This is a genomic window from Enterobacter sp. (assembly GCF_977039595.1).
The window spans coordinates 17,091-33,652 of sequence record NZ_CDRQYH010000026.1 but is presented as its reverse complement, the minus strand read 5'-3'; the positions used below and the strand labels follow the sequence as shown (position 1 = coordinate 33,652).

Genomic DNA, 16,562 nt, shown 5'->3' with positions numbered 1-16,562 from the left:
ATAACGATCTGCAGGCCGGGTAAGGCGCAGCCACTACCCGGCAAAAACTGGCAGGGGATGCCTTACTCCCCCTGCAGCTCCAGCGCATGCTTATACAGCGCATTTTTCTTCACGCCGTGGATCTCTGCCGCCAATGCCGCCGCTTTCTTCAGCGGCAGTTCCGCCTGCAGCAGCGTCAGCGTGCGCAGCGCGTCGGCAGGAAGCGCGTCTTCTTCCGCCTCGTGCCCTTCGACAATCAGCACCATTTCACCCTTGCGGCGGTTTTCGTCTTCCTTCACCCACGCCAGCAGCTCGCCCACCGGTGCGCCGTGGATGGTTTCCCAGGTTTTAGTCAGCTCGCGCGCCAGCACCACATAACGGCCTTCTCCCCAGACGGTCACCATATCTTCCAGGCTTTCCAGCAGGCGGTGCGTGGATTCGTAGAAAATCAGGGTGCGCGGTTCTGCTTCCAGGTCTTTTAAGACGTCGCGGCGGCCTTTGGATTTGGCAGGCAGGAAGCCTTCATAGCAGAAACGGTCAGACGGCAGACCTGCAGCGCTTAATGCAGCAATCGCGGCGCACGGCCCGGGCAGCGGCACAACGCGAATACCGGCTTCGCGACAGGTACGCACCAGGTGATAGCCGGGATCGTTGATCAGCGGCGTACCGGCGTCGGAGACCAGAGCAATGTTCTGCCCCTCTTTCAGCTTCGCCACCAGCGTTTCGGCTTTTTGTTGCTCATTGTGATCGTGCAGAGCAAACAAACGGGCGTTAATCGCGAAATGTTGCAGCAGCAGGCCGGTGTGGCGAGTATCTTCAGCAGCAATTAAATCAACAGCTTGCAGTACGGTGAGCGCACGTTGGGTAATATCAGACAAATTCCCGATAGGAGTAGGTACAATATAAAGCTGGCCTTGAGAATTATCTGCCGTTTCGTGTTGTTTCATTGTTTCGTCCGTATTGCCGATTTAATATTGAGCATTGCGTAAAAAAAATCACTGGATACAGTATGGTACCGTTAACGTTTCTTCGAAAAAAAGCCACGCGCAGCGTGCCGCTTCTGCTGGCAGCCCTGATCTTTGCAGGCTGTGGCACCCAGGCACCTGACCAGAGCACCGCCCATCTTCAGGGTTCTGCTCAGGCTGATTCTGGCTTTTATCTGCAGCAAATGTCGCAGAGTTCAAATGATACCAAGACCAACTGGCAATTACTCGCCATTCGTGCACTGCTGAAAGAGGGTAAAACCCAGCAGGCTGCCGAACTGTTTAACCAGTTGCCGAAAGATCTTAACGACGCCCAGCGTCGCGAGCAGAGCCTGCTCTCTGCCGAGCTGAAGGTCGCGCTGAAAGATTACGCCGCCGCGAAGAAGATCCTCGGGGACATTGACGTGAGCGCGCTGGATAAAAACCAGCAGGCTCGCTTCTGGCAGGCGGGCATTACCGCTGAGCAGGGGCGCCCTTCCCTGACGCTGCTCCGCGCCCTCATCGCGCAAGAGCCGCTGCTCGGCGGTGCCGAAAAGCAGAAAAATATTGATGCCACATGGCAAGCGCTGGCTTCGATGACGCAGGAACAGGCGCAGGCTCTGGTCATCAACGCCGATGAAAACGTTCTTCAGGGCTGGCTGGATCTGCAGCAGATGTGGTTTAACAACCGCAGCGATCCAAAGATGCTGAAAGCCGGTATTACGGACTGGCAGACACGTTACCCGCAAAACCCGGGTGCGAAAATGCTGCCAACCCAGCTGGTGAACGTGCAGAACTTTAAGCCAGCGTCCACCAGCAAAATCGCCCTGCTTCTGCCGCTCAACGGCCAGGCGGCGGTGTTTGGCCGTACCATTCAGCAGGGCTTTGAAGCAGCGAAAAACGGCACGACGTCGGTCACCGGCAGCGCTGTTCCCGCTCAGGCGGCCCAGGCGGCTAACGTGAGTGATGTTGTCAGCCCATCCGCCGCCGAGACCAGCGACCTGACCACGGCGCAAGCTCCGGCGCAGGGCACGATGCAAAACCCGGTGACGGCCCCGACAACGCCTCCAGCTGAAGCTGCACCGGCTACAGCTGCACCGGCTACAGCTGCACCGGCTACAGCTGCACCAGCTACGGCAGCACCTGCGACCCAGGCTCCAGCCGAGACCCAAGCGGCACCAGCACCTGACGCAACGGCAGAACAGCCTCAGCAGCAAACTGCACAACCCGCGGCCCGGCCTGCCGCTCAGCCGCAGGCCGTAGCAACCACCAGCGCCAACCCGGGCGCTGAGGTGAAAATTTACGACACCAGCTCGCAGCCGCTTGACCAGGTTCTGGCTCAGGTTCAACAGGACGGGGCGAGCATCGTTGTCGGTCCGCTGCTGAAAAACAACGTGGAAGAACTAATGAAGAGCAATACCACGCTGAACGTGCTGGCGCTCAACCAGCCTGAGCAGGTTCAGAACCGGGCCAATATCTGCTACTTCGCGCTTTCCCCTGAAGATGAAGCCCGCGATGCGGCGCGTCATATTCACGAGCAGGGTAAGCAGGCTCCGCTGCTGCTCATCCCACGCAGCGCGCTGGGCGATCGCGTGGCGAATGCCTTTGCCGATGAGTGGCAGAAGTTGGGCGGCGGCGTCGTGCTGCAGCAGAAATTCGGCTCCGTCTCTGAACTGCGTGCGGGCGTAAACGGTGGAGCGGGTATCGCGCTTAACGGCAGTCCTGTCACCGCGAGCCTGCCGCAGCAGCAGGGCGTGACGATTGGCGGCCTGACGATCCCGGCCCCGCCTACCGACGCACAGATTAGCGGTGGCGGTAAAGTGGATGCGGCCTATATCGTTGCCACGCCGCAGGAGATCGCCTTTATCAAACCGATGATCGCGATGCGTAACGGCAGCCAGAGCGGCGCAACGCTCTACGCCAGCTCACGCAGCGCGCAGGGCACCGCCGGCCCGGATTTCCGTCTGGAAATGGACGGTCTGCAGTACAGCGAAATCCCAATGCTGGCTGGCAGCAATCCGGCGCTGATGCAGCAGGCGCTGAGTACCGTACGTAACGATTATTCTCTGGCGCGTCTGTATGCGATGGGTGTCGATGCATGGGCGCTGGCGAACCACTTTACCCAGATGCGCCAGGTGCCGGGCTTTGAGCTTAACGGCAATACCGGCGATCTGACCGCCACCCAGGACTGCGTGATCAACAGGAAGTTATCATGGCTCAAATACCAGCAGGGGCAGATCGTCCCGGCCAGTTAAGCCGAAAAGAGACCGGCGATGCGTGGGAATTAAAGGCGCGTCGCTGGCTTGAAGGCAAAGGACTGCGTTTTATCGCCGCCAACGTCCGCGGGCGCGGCGGCGAAATCGACCTGATCATGAAAGACGGTCAGGTCACCGTGTTTGTAGAAGTCCGCTTTCGACAGTCCTCTCGTTTTGGCGGTGCTGCCGCCAGCGTGACGCTCGCCAAACAACATAAATTATTACAGACTGCCCACTTGTGGCTTGCCCGCCATAATGGGAGTTTTGATACTGTGGATTGCCGGTTCGATGTGATAGCCTTCACCGGAAATGAGATCGAATGGCTTAAAAACGCTTTTGGCGAAGACGCATAATTAAGATTTAAAAGGGATAACGTGCTCGAAAGAATTAAAGTGTGCTTCACAGAAAGCATCCAGACTCAGATTGCCGCGGCGGAAGCCCTTCCGGATGCTATCTCGCGTGCCGCAATGACGCTGGTGCAATCCCTGCTTAACGGCAACAAAATCCTCTGTTGTGGCAACGGCACGTCAGCCGCCAACGCACAGCATTTTGCTGCCAGCATGATCAATCGTTTTGAAACAGAACGCCCCAGTTTACCTGCCATTGCACTTAATACCGATAATGTGGTCTTAACGGCGATTGCTAACGATCGTCTGCATGACGAAATTTACGCAAAGCAGGTGCGAGCTCTGGGTCATGCCGGAGATGTGCTGCTGGCCATCTCCACGCGCGGCAATAGCCGGGATATTGTCAAAGCCGTTGAAGCCGCCGTCACCCGCGACATGACCATCGTGGCCTTAACCGGCTATGACGGGGGTGAGCTGGCGGGTCTGCTTGGGCCGCAGGATGTGGAAATCCGCATTCCTTCTCACCGGAGCGCACGTATTCAGGAGATGCATATGCTCACGGTGAACTGCTTATGTGACTTGATCGATAACACGCTTTTCCCTCACCAGGATGATTAAGGAGTTCTTATGAAGGCTTTATCGACCCTCGCAGTCCTTATGTCTGCATTACTGCTTCAGGGATGTATCGCTGCGGCCGTTGTGGGTACCGCCGCGGTAGGCACCAAAGCGGCAACCGATCCGCGCACCGTGGGAACGCAGGTGGATGACGGTACGCTGGAGCTGCGCGTCAACAGTGCGCTGTCGAAAGACGAACAAATCAAGAAAGAAGCGCGTATCAACGTGACGGCTTATCAGGGCAAAGTGCTGCTGGCAGGTCAGGCACCGAATCTGGAGCTCGCCTCTCGTGCGAAACAGATTGCGATGGGCGTCGAAGGGACCACAGAGGTGTTTAACGAAGTGCGTCAGGGCAAGCCAATTGGCCTGGGTGATGCCTCTTCCGATACCTGGATCACCACCAAAGTACGCTCCCAGCTGCTGGGCTCGGACCAGGTGAAATCCTCCAACGTGAAGGTGACGACAGAAAACGGTGAAGTGTTCCTGCTGGGTCTGGTGACCGAACGTGAAGGGAAAGCGGCGGCCGATATCGCCAGCCGGGTGAGCGGCGTGAAGCACGTCACCACCGCGTTTACTTACATCAAGTAAGCTACACCCAACTGTAAGCCCGGTGAGCGCTCGTGCCACCGGGCTTTTTTTCACATCAACGCAATACTCCCCACTATCACCCCGCTCAACGCCACTAGCCCTGCGGTCAGCCACAGCGCTTTCGCCGGGAATGACTTACGCAGCATAATCAGCGACGGCAGGCTGATGGCAGGCAGCGTGATGAGCAATGCCAGCACCGGCGCGGTGCCCATACCGGCCAGCATCATGGTCTGAACAATGGGAATTTCTGCGGCTGTAGGGATCACAAACAGGCAGCCTGCAACGGCCATCGCAATGACCCACAACAGCGTGTTATCGATAGCGCCATCCGCATGCGGAAAGAGCCAGACGCGCGCCGCCCCGAGAACCAGTACCGCCAGGATATAGACCGGGATGGTGCTCCAGAAAAGCTGCCATAGCGCCTTGCCCCAGCGTGCGAAGAAACTGCCCTGCGGCTCGCTAACGTCCAGCTCAACAGACGCGGACTCTGGCGCCTTATCCTTCACCAGATTCTGCACCAGCGTCGCCACCACCAGCACGGTCAGCAGTCCGGCCACCAGACGAATGAACGCAAAATGCCAGCCCAGTACAAAGCCCATAAACACCAGCGTTGCCGGGTTGAGCAGCGGGTTGCCCATCCAGAACGCCAGCGCGCCGCCCATCGACACACGCTGGCGACGCATCCCGGCAGCCACAGGCGCGGCGCAACAGGAGCACATCATCCCCGGCAGGGAGAAGATCGTTCCCAGCAGCGTACCCTGAAAGCGCGGTTGTCCGAGGGTTTTCACCAGCCAGTTGCGCGGGATCAGCACCTGAATCAGTGAGCCCAGGATCACGCCTAAGACGGCGGCCTTCCAGACGGCAAGAAAGTAGACCATGGCATAGTCCCACGCCGCCTGAAGCGGGCTGGCATCAGCCTGAGCGAGAATAGATTTACCGATGCTGTGCGTTTCGGCGGCGGTGAAGGCTTTACCGTAGTACGGCTGCCATTTCACGTACCAGAGGCCAACAATGACCACGAGAAAAAAGAGTGCGGGCTTCCACCATTGAACAGGTGTTGCCACCTGAGATGAAGACTGACCAGTCATAGCATTCCCCGGAGAGTATGAGTTATTAGCCGGGGGAGTTTACGCCTCGCCCTGCGCGATTTCACGCAGTTTTGCCGAAGGGATAATGTTTACGCCCGCTTTCGACGGGGCCAGTCCCTCTTTTAACAGCGCACGCGCGACGTCCCGCGCCTCGATGGCTTTCCAGTTGCCGGGAAGGATGCGAAACAGCGGGGCCATGATGGACTCGTTAAAGCGGCGCTCGTCCCGGTGGCCGATCAGCATCGAGGGGCGCACAATCGTCAGCTGCTCCCATTTCTGCGCAATCAGCGCGTCCTCCATCTTACCCTTCACCTTGTTGTAGAAGAAAGGCGATCCGGCACTGGCGCCCAGCGCGCTGACCACCAGAAAATGTCTGGCTCCCAGCTTTTTCGCCGTAAGCGCGGTGTCCACCACCAGCGTATAGTCGGCGTGGATAAATGCCTCTTTGCTCCCCGCCTCCCGCCGCGTGGTGCCCAGACAGCAAAAGGCGATATCAATCGGGTCCTGGACCTGCGCCAGCGCATCCGTCAGCTGGGGATCGTGCGGATTAAAGACGCCGGAGATGTCCGCCAGCGGTCGACGCGTCGGGGCGGCGATGTAGTTCACGCGGCGATCCTGAATCAGCAGCCGCAGCAGGTGATCGCCCACTAACCCGGTAGCACCCGTAATCAATACCTGACTCATCTTATCCCCTTTACAGAATTGTCCGTTTGCGAACTCAGCGTCGTCGACCACACTTAGAAGTCTGTTACAGGTAAGTATTTACCACAAGCGGAGAAAAATCAGTCTGAAGCCAAAACAACGGAGGAAGCATGGGCAAGAAAATCGCAGTCTTGATTACCGACGAGTTTGAAGATTCAGAATTCACCTCTCCTGCAGAGGCGTTCCGCAAGGCGGGACATGAGGTCATCACCATTGAAAGAGAGGCGGGCAAAACGGTAACAGGCCATAAGGGCGAGGCCAGCGTGACCATCGACGAGACCATCGACAACGTTAGCCCCTCAGATTTCGACGCCCTGCTGTTACCCGGCGGCCACTCACCGGATTCCCTGCGCGGGGACGAGCGTTTCGTGACCTTTACCCGGGACTTTGTCTCTACCGGCAAACCGGTCTTTGCCATCTGCCATGGCCCGCAGTTGCTCATCAGCGCAGAAGTGGTCCGAGGGCGTAAGCTTACGGCTGTGAAACCGATCGTTATCGATCTCAAAAACGCGGGTGCTGAGTTTTACGATCAGGAGGTGGTCAACGACAAAGACCAGCTGATCACCAGCCGGACCCCGGACGATCTCCCGGCGTTTAACCGCGAAGCGCTACGCCTGCTCGGCGCGTAACCAGTGCAGCTTCTTGCCAAAGCCCAGGGTGTTGTCGGTAAATTTCAGCTCATCGAGGCGGATTTCCCACACCGGGGCTTTTAGCGCAGCGGCAACCGGAAAGCGGCGCGTGTAGTGCTTACGACGCGCGTCGCTCTCTTCTCCGTCCAGACGACGGATCTCCCCTTTAAACTGCACGCCGCGGATCAGCGCGACCGTTTTCGGCTGGCCGTTCACCGTGCCCGCGACCTTAGCCTGCTGGCCGGTCATCTGCGCATGGCGCGTTTTGTCTTCGCTCATAACATAAAACGCGACGCGCTCAGGATCGTAGTAGTAAAACGCGTTTGCGCACCACATCTCACCCTCGCTGTAGACGCACCAGGTGACGACGTGCTGCTTCGCCAGCCAGCGGTTAATGGCGGCCAGTGTTTCCATTTTCGTTCTCTCTCATGCTATGGTGCGTTCACCTTAACATACTGAATCTGTTTACCGTGTGCTGGTTTCTCTATCTTGTCCGAACCGCTGATAACGCACTCTACACCGGGATCACCACCGATGTGGGGCGGCGTTTTTTACAACATCAAACGGGGAAAGGGGCAAAAGCGCTGCGGGGGAAAGGAGAATTACAGCTCGCCTTCTCAGCAGCGGTCGGCGACCGATCGCTGGCACTCAGGCTGGAATACCGCATCAAGCAGCTGACGAAGCGCCAGAAAGAGCGCCTCGTGACCGGAGACGGCTCCTTTGAGGCGCTACGCGAGAGCCTGATTAAAAGCGGTTGAAATGGTCGTGGTACTCGACAAGCCCATTGACGCCGTTAAGCGCGTCGTCCGCCAGACGGTGTACCTGGAAAGCGGATTCCGTACCCGGCCAGCGGCAGCGCAGATCGTAACGCGCGGCCTGCTCGAAGCCTAAACGGCCATAGAACGCCGGATCGCCCAGCGTTACAACGGCCGCATAGCCGAACTCATTGAGCGAATCCAGCCCTTCATAGACCAGCTGACGCGCCAGCCCTTGCCCGCGATAGTTTTCATCCACCGCCAGCGGCGCCATACCGACCCACTGCAGCTCTTCGCCCTGAACGGTTACCGGACTGAAGGCTACATAGCCCACCACCTGACCTTCATCATCGGTGGCAACCAGCCCCAGCGTAATCAGGCCGTCTTCGCGAAGATCGTGGACCAGTTGGGCTTCGGCATCGCTCGTAAAGGCTCGGCGCAACAACGCATCGATCCCCGGCGCATCAATCCCAATTTCGACTCGAATCAGCATGGCTCACCTACTGAAGTGTGTTTACCGTCCGGCGGGGTTTTCAGCCCGGCCTCAACGAAATCTGCCATTTGCATTAGCATCACGCGCAGCGCTTTCGGCATCTGCTCCAGCTCAATGGCATCCATTAAATTCTTCACGTACAGGCCCAGCTCCGTGTCGCCTTCAATCACCAGACGGCGCTGGAAGAAGAGCGTATCCGGATCCTGCTTGCGCGCGGCGATCATCAGCAGATCGCTGGCGTTGGCGCTAAAGCTCACGTCCGCCTCGGCGGTTTCGCGGACGATGAGCTGGTCATTCTCAACGGAGGTAAACCAGCGCAGCCCGATGTCACGCACCTCAATGCTTAACCAGCGGCCTTCCAGGAACTCCAGCTCGCCATCCTGCAGCGCCTGGCGGAACTGCCAGCTCAGGACCTGCTCCAGCACCTGGCGTTTAAGCGCGAACGGCGCCAGCTTGACCGGCACGCTCAGCATTGATGGACCAAATTGTACGAGACGTGAACGCAGTTTATCCAGCACGAGCTTTACTCCCTGATATCTATAGTCCTGCTATTTTGCCATATCCGAAGCGCAACATAGCGGCGTAAATCAACAAACCATCGTCCGTCGTACCTCATTATTGGTGCCATCAATACGCCATTAGCTGCCTTAAATCAAAAATTGTCGCGTATGGGTTAATTAAAATCCCAGCTCGTTAACATTTTTGCGATCGACAACATCAGGATAAATTATGGAGCTGCTCTGCCCAGCCGGAAATCTTCCGGCGCTTAAGGCGGCCATCGAAAATGGGGCCGATGCGGTCTATATCGGGCTGAAAGATGACACCAACGCCCGCCATTTTGCCGGCCTCAACTTTACGGAGAAAAAGCTTCAGGAAGCCGTTAACTTCGTTCACCAGCACCGCCGCAAGCTGCATATCGCCATCAATACCTTTGCTCATCCTGACGGCTGCGCCCGCTGGCAGCGCGCGGTGGATATGGCGGCACAGCTGGGTGCCGATGCGCTGATTCTGGCCGACCTCGCTATGCTTGAGTATGCGGCAGAACGCTATCCCCATATTGAGCGCCACGTCTCTGTTCAGGCATCTGCCACCAACGAAGAGGCCGTGCGTTTTTATCACCGAAACTTTGACGTGGCCCGCGTGGTGCTGCCGCGCGTGCTCTCTATTCATCAGGTTAAGCAACTCGCGCGCGTCACGCCAGTGCCGCTGGAAGTTTTTGCCTTTGGCAGCCTGTGCATTATGGCCGAAGGCCGTTGCTATCTTTCCTCGTATTTGACCGGCGAGTCGCCGAATACCGTCGGGGCCTGCTCCCCTGCCCGCTTCGTTCGATGGCAGCAAACGCCGCAGGGGCTGGAATCTCGTCTGAATGAGGTGCTGATTGACCGCTATCAGGATGGTGAAAACGCCGGTTATCCGACGCTGTGTAAAGGCCGCTATCTGGTCGACGGCGAGCGCTACCACGCGCTCGAAGAGCCTACCAGCCTTAATACGCTCGAGCTGCTGCCTGAACTGCTGGCGGCCAATATTGCCTCGGTGAAAATCGAAGGTCGCCAGCGCAGCCCGGCCTATGTGAGCCAGGTGGCGAAAGTGTGGCGTCAGGCCATCGACCGCTGCATAGCGGACCCGCAGAACTACGCCCCGCAGCAGGCCTGGATGGAAACGCTCGGATCGATGTCCGAAGGCACGCAAACCACGCTGGGCGCGTATCACCGTAAATGGCAGTGAGAAAATCATGAAATATTCATTAGGGCCGGTGCTTTACTACTGGCCAAAAGAGACGCTGGAAGATTTTTACCAACAGGCTGCCTCCAGCAGCGCCGATGTGATTTACCTCGGCGAAGCGGTGTGTAGCAAACGCCGCGCCACCAAAGTGGGCGACTGGCTTGATATGGCGAAAAACCTGGCCGTCAGCGGCAAACAGGTCGTGCTCTCCACGCTCGCGCTGGTGCAGGCATCTTCTGAACTGGGCGAGCTGAAACGCTACGTAGAGAACGGCGAGTTCCTGCTGGAGGCGAGCGATCTCGGCGTGGTGAACATGTGTGCTGAACGCAAGCTGCCGTTTGTCGCGGGCCACGCCCTGAACTGCTACAACGCCGTGACCCTACGCCTGCTGCTCAAACAGGGGATGACGCGCTGGTGCATGCCTGTTGAGCTCTCCCGCGACTGGCTGACAAACCTGCTGACCCAGTGCGAAGAGTTGGGCATTCGCAACAAGTTTGAAGTGGAAGTGCTGAGCTACGGGCATCTGCCGCTGGCCTATTCCGCCCGCTGCTTTACCGCACGCTCGGAAGACCGTCCAAAAGACGAGTGCGAAACCTGCTGTATTAAGTACCCGAACGGACGCAGCATGCTGTCCCAGGAGAACCAGCAGGTGTTTGTTCTCAACGGCATTCAGACCATGAGCGGCTATGTCTATAACCTTGGCAACGAGCTGGCGTCTATGGACGGGCTGGTGGATATGGTGCGCCTGTCACCGCTCGATAACGGCGTGTTTGCGATGCTGGATGCCTTCCGCGCCAACGAAAACGGTGCTGCTCCGCTGCCGCTTACGGCAAACAGCGACTGTAACGGCTACTGGCGACGGCTCGCAGGACTGGAACTTCAGGCCTAAAAAAGGCTCACTTTGTTAACAACGGTTATCATTTTTTAATGCAGTATTAAAGATTCACCGTCGACAAAGTGAGCTGTTATGACTGACAAAACCATTCCGTTTTCGGTGCTGGATCTGGCGCCGATCCCACAAGGCTCCTCGGCAAGAGAAGCCTTTTCGCACTCTCTGGATCTGGCTCAGCTGGCCGAAAAGCGTGGCTATCACCGCTACTGGCTGGCCGAACACCACAACATGGTGGGCATCGCCAGCGCCGCCACCTCGGTACTGATTGGTTTTCTGGCGGCAAACACCACCACACTGCACCTGGGATCCGGCGGCGTGATGCTGCCGAACCACTCTCCGTTGGTGATCGCCGAGCAGTTTGGCACCCTGAATACCCTCTATCCGGGCCGTATCGATTTAGGGCTTGGCCGTGCGCCGGGCAGCGACCAGCCTACCATGCGTGCCCTGCGTCGCCATATGAGCGGCGATATCGACAACTTCCCGCGCGACGTGGCCGAACTGGTGGACTGGTTCGACGCACGCGATCCGAACCCGCACGTGCGTCCGGTACCGGGCTACGGCGAGAAGATCCCGGTGTGGCTGCTGGGCTCGAGCCTCTACAGCGCGCAGCTTGCCGCCCAACTGGGGCTACCGTTTGCATTTGCCTCGCACTTCGCGCCGGATATGCTGCATCAGGCGCTGCATCTCTACCGCACGAACTTCAAACCGTCCGAGCGTCTGGAGAAGCCGTACGCGATGGTGTGTATCAACATCGTTGCCGCCGACAGCAATCGCGACGCGGAATTCCTGTTTACCTCCATGCAGCAGGCGTTTGTGAAGCTGCGTCGCGGTGAAACGGGCCAGCTTCCGCCACCGGTGGAGAATATGCATCAGCTGTGGTCAGCCTCCGAACAGTATGGCGTGCAGCAGGCGCTGAGCATGTCGCTGGTAGGCGATAAAGCGAAAGTGCGTCACGGGCTGGAGGCGGTGCTGCGCGAAACGCAGGCGGATGAAATTATGGTTAACGGCCAGATTTTCGATCACCAGGCGCGTTTGCACTCGTTTGAGCTGGCGATACAGGTGAAAGAGGAGTTGGTGGGGTAGTTTTTGCTTTTCACCCTCTCCCTATGGGAGAGGGCCGGGGTGAGGGGTTCAAACAGCACGTTTTACTGGTAAACGGGCAACAGATTAAAACTCGACAGCACGTGTACCAGGGCATTGCCCGCGCCAAACACCAGGATCAGCGCAATCATCGGCTTGCCGCCCCAGACGCGGAATTTCGGGCTGCCGAAGCGTTTACGTGATTTGCGGGCCAACAGCGCCGGCACAATTGCTGCCCAGATGGTCGCCGCCAGACCGGCATAGCCAATGGCGTACAGAAAGCCGTTCGGCCACAGCAGGCCGCCCACAATCGGCGGCAGGAAGGTCAGCAGCGCGGTTTTGAAGCGGCCCATCGCAGAGTCATCAAAGCCAAACAGATCCGCCAGGTAGTCAAACAGGCCCAGCGTCACGCCGAGGAAAGAGCTCGCCACCGCGAAGTTAGAGAAGATCACCAGCAGTAAATCCAGGCTGCGGCTGTTCAGCACGCCGCTCAGGGCCTGCACCAGCACATCAATGTTACCGCCCTTCTGCGCAATACCGATAAACTCCGGGCGCGGGATATTGCCCATCGTCCCGAGCAGCCAGATGACGTACAGCGCCAGCGCCAGCAGCGTGCCGTAGACCAGACACTTCACAATCGTGCGCGGATCTTTGCCGTAGTACTTCATCAGGCTCGGCACGTTACCGTGGTAGCCAAACGACGCCAGGCAGAACGGCAGGGTCATCAGCAGGTACGGCGTATAGGAGGTATTCACTTCGGCAACGTTAAACAGCGTGGCAGGCGTCACATGCCCCAGCAGGCTGCCGAAGGTGAGGAAGAAGGTGATGACCTTCGCACCCAGCACGATCGCCGTCATCCGACTCACCGCTTTGGTACTCATCCAGACGATAAACGCCACGCCCAGCGCAAAGCACAGCCCGGCCAGACGCGCCGGTACGTTCAGCGACATCTCCGAGAAGGTGTGATGCAGAATCGAACCGCTTGCCGAGATATACGCGTAGGTCAGGATATAGAGCACAAACGCGATGGACAGCCCGTTCACCAGGTTCCAGCCTTTGCCCAGCAGGTCTTTGGTGATGGTGTCGAAGCTCGCGCCAATGCGGTAGTTCAGGTTGGCTTCGAGGATCATTAGCCCGGAATGGAGCATACAGAACCAGGTAAAGACCAGCGCGGCCAGCGACCAGAAGAACCACGCACCGGACATGACCACGGGCAGGGAGAACATCCCGGCACCTATAATGGTTCCGCCGATGATCACCACGCCGCCAAGCAGCGAAGGTGACGTTTGGGTGGTGGTTAGTGTCGCCATACAGCCTTTTCTCCAGTCAATCATACGGTTCTGCATTTTAATGTGACGCACTGTACCAGTACAAGAGTACAAAAGGAATAAAAAAAGCCCCGATCGCATGAATCGGGGCTGTATATTTTACTTTACGTCAGAAGCGTAAGGCTTACGCGTCACCGAAACGACGACGGCTGGTGCCTTCTTCACGACGCGGGCCACGGCTTTCGCGGCGCTCGCCGGAGAAACGACGACCTTCACCACCGCGACCTTCGCTGCGACCGCCTTCACGACGCTCACCGCCGAAACCGCGACCACCGCCACGACGTTCGCCGCCACGGTCAGGACGTGGCTGCGCATCACCCAGCAGCTGCATGTTCATCGGCTTGTTCAGGATGCGGGTACGCGTAAAGTGCTGCAGCACTTCGCCCGGCATGCCTTTTGGCAGCTCGATAGTAGAGTGGGATGCGAACAGCTTAATGTTACCAATGTAACGGCTGCTGATGTCGCCTTCGTTAGCGATCGCGCCAACGATGTGACGAACTTCAACGCCATCATCACGGCCCACTTCAATGCGGTACAGTTCCATGTCACCTGCGTCGCGACGTTCACGACGTGGACGGTCTTCACCACCGCGCTCTGGACGGTCACCACGTGGGCCACGATCGTTACGGTCGCCACGACGTTCGAAGCGATCGTCACGGTCACGGAATTCACGCTTAGGACGCATCGGTGCATCTGGTGGCACGATCAGGCTACGTTCGCCCTGAGCCATTTTCAACAGTGCTGCAGCCAGGGTTTCCATGTCCAGCTCTTCGCCTTCAGCAACAGGCTGAATCTGCGACAGCAGCGCACGGTACTGATCCAGATCGCTGCTTTCCAGCTGCTGCTGTACTTTAGCGGCGAATTTTTCCAGACGGCGTTTGCCCAGCAGCTCTGCGTTTGGCAGGTCCGCTTCTGGAATGGTCAGTTTCATGGTACGTTCGATGTTACGCAGCAGACGACGCTCGCGGTTCTCAACGAACAGCAGCGCACGGCCAGCACGACCCGCACGACCGGTACGGCCGATACGGTGAACGTAAGACTCGGAATCCATCGGGATGTCATAGTTAACAACCAGGCTGATACGCTCAACGTCCAGACCACGTGCTGCCACGTCGGTTGCAATCAGGATATCCAGACGACCGTCTTTCAGACGCTCCAGAGTCTGCTCACGCAGAGCTTGGTTCATGTCGCCGTTCAGCGCTGCGCTGTTGTAGCCGCTACGCTCCAGGGCTTCAGCCACTTCCAGGGTCGCGTTTTTGGTGCGAACGAAAATAATCGCCGCATCAAAATCTTCCGCTTCCAGGAAACGTACCAGCGCTTCGTTTTTACGCATGCCGTACACAGACCAGTAGCTCTGGCTGATGTCCGGGCGAGTGGTTACGCTGGACTGAATACGCACTTCCTGCGGATCTTTCATGAAGCGTTTGGTGATACGACGAATCGCTTCTGGCATGGTGGCAGAGAACAGCGCGGTCTGATGACCGTCCGGGATCTGCGCCATGATGGTTTCGACGTCTTCGATGAAGCCCATACGCAGCATTTCATCTGCTTCATCCAGCACCAGGCCGCTCAGTTTAGAGAGGTCCAGAGTACCGCGCTTCAGGTGATCCAGCAGACGGCCCGGCGTACCGACAACAATCTGTGGACCCTGGCGCAGGGCGCGTAACTGCACGTCATAACGCTGGCCGCCGTACAGGGCTACCACGTTTACGCCGCGCATATGTTTAGAGAATTCCGTCATTGCTTCTGCAACCTGAACAGCCAGTTCACGGGTTGGAGCCAGGACGAGGATCTGCGGTGCACGCAGGTCCGGATCAATGTTGTTCAGCAGCGGCAGCGAGAATGCTGCAGTTTTACCGCTACCAGTCTGGGCCATGCCCAGCACGTCACGACCAGAAAGCAGGTGTGGGATACACTCAGCCTGGATCGGAGATGGTTTTTCGTAACCCAGATCGTTAAGGGCTTCAAGGATAGGAGCCTTCAGGCCCAGATCTGCAAAAGTGGTTTCGAATTCAGCCATGTAGTACGAGTGCCTCAATGTCAATGGCGGCCAGTCTACTTAGCTCATCGTGAAAATGATTAGCAATTTTCATTGAAAAGTGTGAACCGGCTCAAAGTAGGTGTATTGACGAACAACAACGCCCTCACCAGTTAAGGTGATGGCAATCAAAAGATTACGGGCTGATGTTTATGTCGTCAGCTATTGCTGGTCCGATTCTGCCAGGTCGTCATGCTCCTGGCCCAAGAGCGATAATTCCAACAATGCATAACGGTGCTCAACGAAGTTGTGTACGTTGTTAGCAACCGCTAATTTGAACAGTGCCGTAGCGCTGTCCATATCCCCCAGACTTAGGTAGTACTTACCTAAATAGAAGTTGGTTTCACTGAGATGCTCAGCGAGCGAGGTGTTATCCGTTGCGTCCGCCTTGAGGCGTTCCATCAGCGTTGCTTCGCTAATGTTGCCCAGGTAGAACTCGACAATGTTCCATCCCCACTGTTCCTTGTCCGATTTATCGAAGCGCTGTTTCAGTGCCTCTTTTGCCTGCTTCTCATCGAGCTTCCGCTCAACGATGTAAAGCCACAGGCTACGGAAAGGATCATTAGGATCGTCTTGATAAAACGCCAGCAGATCATCTTGCGCTAACTTATCACGACCGCCGTAATACAATGCGATACCGCGATTCAAGTGCGCGTAGTTGTAAGTTGGATCAAGCTCAAGTACAGAATCAAACGCTTCATAGGCAGCATCAAAATTGCCTGCCTGCGTTAAATAAATGCCTAAGTAATTGAATACTTCAGGCATATCAGGTCGGATAGCCAGCGCTTGTGAAAAATCATTTCGCGCCAGTGCCCTCAGACCGAGACTATCATACAACACTCCGCGCTCATATAAAAGCTGTGCGCGTTCTTCATCGGTTAAAGCCCGACTGGCAAGTATTTGTTCCATGCGTGCCAGAATCACTTCCTGCTGCAAAGTCGGTTGCAATGGCACTGCGAGGACTTCGCTCTTACGCCAGGCAGAGTTGCTGCATCCTGCCAGCGTTAAAGCTGTCGCAACGAAACACCAGCGCAAAAAAGGCTTCATTTCCCACTCCCGAAGACAACTATTGGATGAACGTCCTGTCCC

19 protein-coding genes are annotated in these 16,562 nt (G+C 57.3%); 9 read left to right on the top strand and 10 right to left on the bottom strand.

Translation table 11 applies throughout. The features are described from left to right. Positions 1 to 62: 62 nt before the first annotated feature. Entirely contained in the window at positions 63 to 926 is an 864-nt protein-coding gene (gene rsmI, locus ACWYRJ_RS10345; RefSeq protein WP_455507825.1) for a 16S rRNA (cytidine(1402)-2'-O)-methyltransferase, read from the bottom strand. 62 nt (positions 927 to 988) lie between these two features. Between rsmI and ACWYRJ_RS10340 the strand changes: the two genes are divergently transcribed. The 4 genes from ACWYRJ_RS10340 to dolP are packed head-to-tail and all read left to right on the top strand — an operon-like array spanning position 989 to position 4,746. Then, positions 989 to 3,196, top strand: coding sequence for a penicillin-binding protein activator (locus ACWYRJ_RS10340; RefSeq protein WP_455507824.1), 2,208 nt, complete (start codon positions 989 to 991; stop codon positions 3,194 to 3,196). After that, positions 3,154 to 3,549, top strand: a complete 396-nt coding sequence (locus tag ACWYRJ_RS10335) for a YraN family protein (protein WP_111964949.1) — start codon at positions 3,154 to 3,156, stop codon at positions 3,547 to 3,549. The genes ACWYRJ_RS10340 and ACWYRJ_RS10335 overlap by 43 nt, the downstream gene beginning before the upstream one ends. A 21-nt stretch (positions 3,550 to 3,570) precedes the next feature. Further along, positions 3,571 to 4,161 carry a DnaA initiator-associating protein DiaA gene (diaA, locus tag ACWYRJ_RS10330; RefSeq protein WP_003861754.1) on the top strand — a complete coding sequence of 197 codons (591 nt, stop codon included), beginning with the start codon at positions 3,571 to 3,573 and terminating at the stop codon, positions 4,159 to 4,161. Positions 4,162 to 4,170: 9 nt separating this feature from the next. After that, positions 4,171 to 4,746, top strand: coding sequence for a division/outer membrane stress-associated lipid-binding lipoprotein (gene dolP / locus ACWYRJ_RS10325; protein ID WP_111964950.1), 576 nt, complete (start codon positions 4,171 to 4,173; stop codon positions 4,744 to 4,746). 50 nt (positions 4,747 to 4,796) lie between these two features. Here dolP and ACWYRJ_RS10320 read toward each other — a convergent pair whose 3' ends face one another. Both ACWYRJ_RS10320 and ACWYRJ_RS10315 read right to left on the bottom strand, forming a co-directional pair. Next, positions 4,797 to 5,834, bottom strand: a complete 1,038-nt coding sequence (locus tag ACWYRJ_RS10320; protein ID WP_149367579.1) for a permease — start codon at positions 5,832 to 5,834, stop codon at positions 4,797 to 4,799. A 39-nt stretch (positions 5,835 to 5,873) separates the two neighbouring features. Beyond that, entirely contained in the window at positions 5,874 to 6,518 is a 645-nt protein-coding gene (locus ACWYRJ_RS10315) for an NAD(P)H-binding protein (protein ID WP_111964952.1), read from the bottom strand. A gap of 128 nt (positions 6,519 to 6,646) precedes the next feature. Between ACWYRJ_RS10315 and ACWYRJ_RS10310 the strand changes: the two genes are divergently transcribed. After that, positions 6,647 to 7,165 carry a type 1 glutamine amidotransferase domain-containing protein gene (locus ACWYRJ_RS10310; RefSeq protein WP_111964953.1) on the top strand — a complete coding sequence of 173 codons (519 nt, stop codon included), beginning with the start codon at positions 6,647 to 6,649 and terminating at the stop codon, positions 7,163 to 7,165. Here the strand turns inward: ACWYRJ_RS10310 and ACWYRJ_RS10305 are convergent. Beyond that, on the bottom strand, positions 7,145 to 7,579 hold the full coding sequence (locus ACWYRJ_RS10305) for a YhbP family protein (RefSeq protein ID WP_008501485.1): 435 nt from the start codon (positions 7,577 to 7,579) through the stop codon (positions 7,145 to 7,147). The genes ACWYRJ_RS10310 and ACWYRJ_RS10305 overlap by 21 nt on opposite strands. A gap of 14 nt (positions 7,580 to 7,593) precedes the next feature. On the opposite strand from ACWYRJ_RS10305, the gene ACWYRJ_RS10300 reads away from it, so the two are divergent. Then, on the top strand, positions 7,594 to 7,923 hold the full coding sequence (locus ACWYRJ_RS10300; protein ID WP_111964954.1) for a GIY-YIG nuclease family protein: 330 nt from the start codon (positions 7,594 to 7,596) through the stop codon (positions 7,921 to 7,923). Here the strand turns inward: ACWYRJ_RS10300 and ACWYRJ_RS10295 are convergent. Continuing rightward, positions 7,910 to 8,413 (bottom strand): GNAT family N-acetyltransferase, encoded by a 504-nt coding sequence (locus ACWYRJ_RS10295; protein ID WP_111964955.1) that lies wholly within the window; start codon positions 8,411 to 8,413, stop codon positions 7,910 to 7,912. The genes ACWYRJ_RS10300 and ACWYRJ_RS10295 overlap by 14 nt on opposite strands. Further along, complete coding sequence (ubiT, locus tag ACWYRJ_RS10290; RefSeq protein ID WP_024906374.1) at positions 8,407 to 8,931, bottom strand: ubiquinone anaerobic biosynthesis accessory factor UbiT; 525 nt, start codon at positions 8,929 to 8,931, stop codon at positions 8,407 to 8,409. Before ubiT ends, ACWYRJ_RS10295 begins: the two co-directional genes overlap by 7 nt. Before the next feature lie 211 nt (positions 8,932 to 9,142). On the opposite strand from ubiT, the gene ubiU reads away from it, so the two are divergent. The 3 genes from ubiU (at position 9,143) to ACWYRJ_RS10275 (ending at position 12,110) form a co-directional block, all read left to right on the top strand. After that, on the top strand, positions 9,143 to 10,138 hold the full coding sequence (gene ubiU, locus ACWYRJ_RS10285) for a ubiquinone anaerobic biosynthesis protein UbiU (RefSeq protein ID WP_455507823.1): 996 nt from the start codon (positions 9,143 to 9,145) through the stop codon (positions 10,136 to 10,138). 7 nt (positions 10,139 to 10,145) lie between these two features. Next, entirely contained in the window at positions 10,146 to 11,024 is an 879-nt protein-coding gene (locus ACWYRJ_RS10280) for a U32 family peptidase (RefSeq protein WP_455507822.1), read from the top strand. Positions 11,025 to 11,102: 78 nt separating this feature from the next. Continuing rightward, positions 11,103 to 12,110 carry a luciferase-like monooxygenase gene (locus ACWYRJ_RS10275; RefSeq protein ID WP_455507821.1) on the top strand — a complete coding sequence of 336 codons (1,008 nt, stop codon included), beginning with the start codon at positions 11,103 to 11,105 and terminating at the stop codon, positions 12,108 to 12,110. A gap of 62 nt (positions 12,111 to 12,172) precedes the next feature. Here the strand turns inward: ACWYRJ_RS10275 and mtr are convergent, their stop codons facing one another. The 4 genes from mtr to nlpI all read right to left on the bottom strand — a co-directional run bounded on the left by mtr (position 12,173) and on the right by nlpI (position 16,520). Beyond that, on the bottom strand, positions 12,173 to 13,417 hold the full coding sequence (gene mtr / locus ACWYRJ_RS10270; RefSeq protein WP_008501478.1) for a tryptophan permease: 1,245 nt from the start codon (positions 13,415 to 13,417) through the stop codon (positions 12,173 to 12,175). A 142-nt stretch (positions 13,418 to 13,559) separates the two neighbouring features. Then, a complete protein-coding gene (locus ACWYRJ_RS10265) occupies positions 13,560 to 15,455 on the bottom strand; it encodes a DEAD/DEAH family ATP-dependent RNA helicase (protein WP_111964959.1) in 1,896 nt (631 codons plus the stop codon). Next, positions 15,448 to 15,528: a protein YrbN gene (gene yrbN, locus ACWYRJ_RS10260; RefSeq protein WP_100122156.1), complete on the bottom strand. Its 81-nt coding sequence runs from the start codon at positions 15,526 to 15,528 to the stop codon at positions 15,448 to 15,450. Before yrbN ends, ACWYRJ_RS10265 begins: the two co-directional genes overlap by 8 nt. Before the next feature lie 107 nt (positions 15,529 to 15,635). Next, a complete protein-coding gene (gene nlpI, locus ACWYRJ_RS10255) occupies positions 15,636 to 16,520 on the bottom strand; it encodes a lipoprotein NlpI (protein ID WP_023309331.1) in 885 nt (294 codons plus the stop codon). Between the last annotated feature and the right edge of the window lie 42 nt (positions 16,521 to 16,562).

What these genes read in the sequence shown, in the direction of transcription:
- rsmI (WP_455507825.1), bottom strand. Translation starts at nt 926, where the DNA reads ATGAAACAACACGAAACGGCAGATAATTCTCAAGGCCAGCTTTATATT.
- ACWYRJ_RS10335 (WP_111964949.1), top strand. Translation starts at nt 3,154, where the DNA reads ATGGCTCAAATACCAGCAGGGGCAGATCGTCCCGGCCAGTTAAGCCGA.
- ACWYRJ_RS10280 (WP_455507822.1), top strand. Translation starts at nt 10,146, where the DNA reads ATGAAATATTCATTAGGGCCGGTGCTTTACTACTGGCCAAAAGAGACG.
- dolP (WP_111964950.1), top strand. Translation starts at nt 4,171, where the DNA reads ATGAAGGCTTTATCGACCCTCGCAGTCCTTATGTCTGCATTACTGCTT.
- ACWYRJ_RS10275 (WP_455507821.1), top strand. Translation starts at nt 11,103, where the DNA reads ATGACTGACAAAACCATTCCGTTTTCGGTGCTGGATCTGGCGCCGATC.
- yrbN (WP_100122156.1), bottom strand. Translation starts at nt 15,528, where the DNA reads ATGAAAATTGCTAATCATTTTCACGATGAGCTAAGTAGACTGGCCGCC.
- ACWYRJ_RS10305 (WP_008501485.1), bottom strand. Translation starts at nt 7,579, where the DNA reads ATGGAAACACTGGCCGCCATTAACCGCTGGCTGGCGAAGCAGCACGTC.
- ACWYRJ_RS10340 (WP_455507824.1), top strand. Translation starts at nt 989, where the DNA reads ATGGTACCGTTAACGTTTCTTCGAAAAAAAGCCACGCGCAGCGTGCCG.
- ACWYRJ_RS10265 (WP_111964959.1), bottom strand. Translation starts at nt 15,455, where the DNA reads ATGGCTGAATTCGAAACCACTTTTGCAGATCTGGGCCTGAAGGCTCCT.
- ACWYRJ_RS10300 (WP_111964954.1), top strand. Translation starts at nt 7,594, where the DNA reads ATGCTATGGTGCGTTCACCTTAACATACTGAATCTGTTTACCGTGTGC.
- ACWYRJ_RS10320 (WP_149367579.1), bottom strand. Translation starts at nt 5,834, where the DNA reads ATGACTGGTCAGTCTTCATCTCAGGTGGCAACACCTGTTCAATGGTGG.
- nlpI (WP_023309331.1), bottom strand. Translation starts at nt 16,520, where the DNA reads ATGAAGCCTTTTTTGCGCTGGTGTTTCGTTGCGACAGCTTTAACGCTG.
- ACWYRJ_RS10315 (WP_111964952.1), bottom strand. Translation starts at nt 6,518, where the DNA reads ATGAGTCAGGTATTGATTACGGGTGCTACCGGGTTAGTGGGCGATCAC.
- mtr (WP_008501478.1), bottom strand. Translation starts at nt 13,417, where the DNA reads ATGGCGACACTAACCACCACCCAAACGTCACCTTCGCTGCTTGGCGGC.
- ACWYRJ_RS10310 (WP_111964953.1), top strand. Translation starts at nt 6,647, where the DNA reads ATGGGCAAGAAAATCGCAGTCTTGATTACCGACGAGTTTGAAGATTCA.
- ACWYRJ_RS10295 (WP_111964955.1), bottom strand. Translation starts at nt 8,413, where the DNA reads ATGCTGATTCGAGTCGAAATTGGGATTGATGCGCCGGGGATCGATGCG.
- ubiU (WP_455507823.1), top strand. Translation starts at nt 9,143, where the DNA reads ATGGAGCTGCTCTGCCCAGCCGGAAATCTTCCGGCGCTTAAGGCGGCC.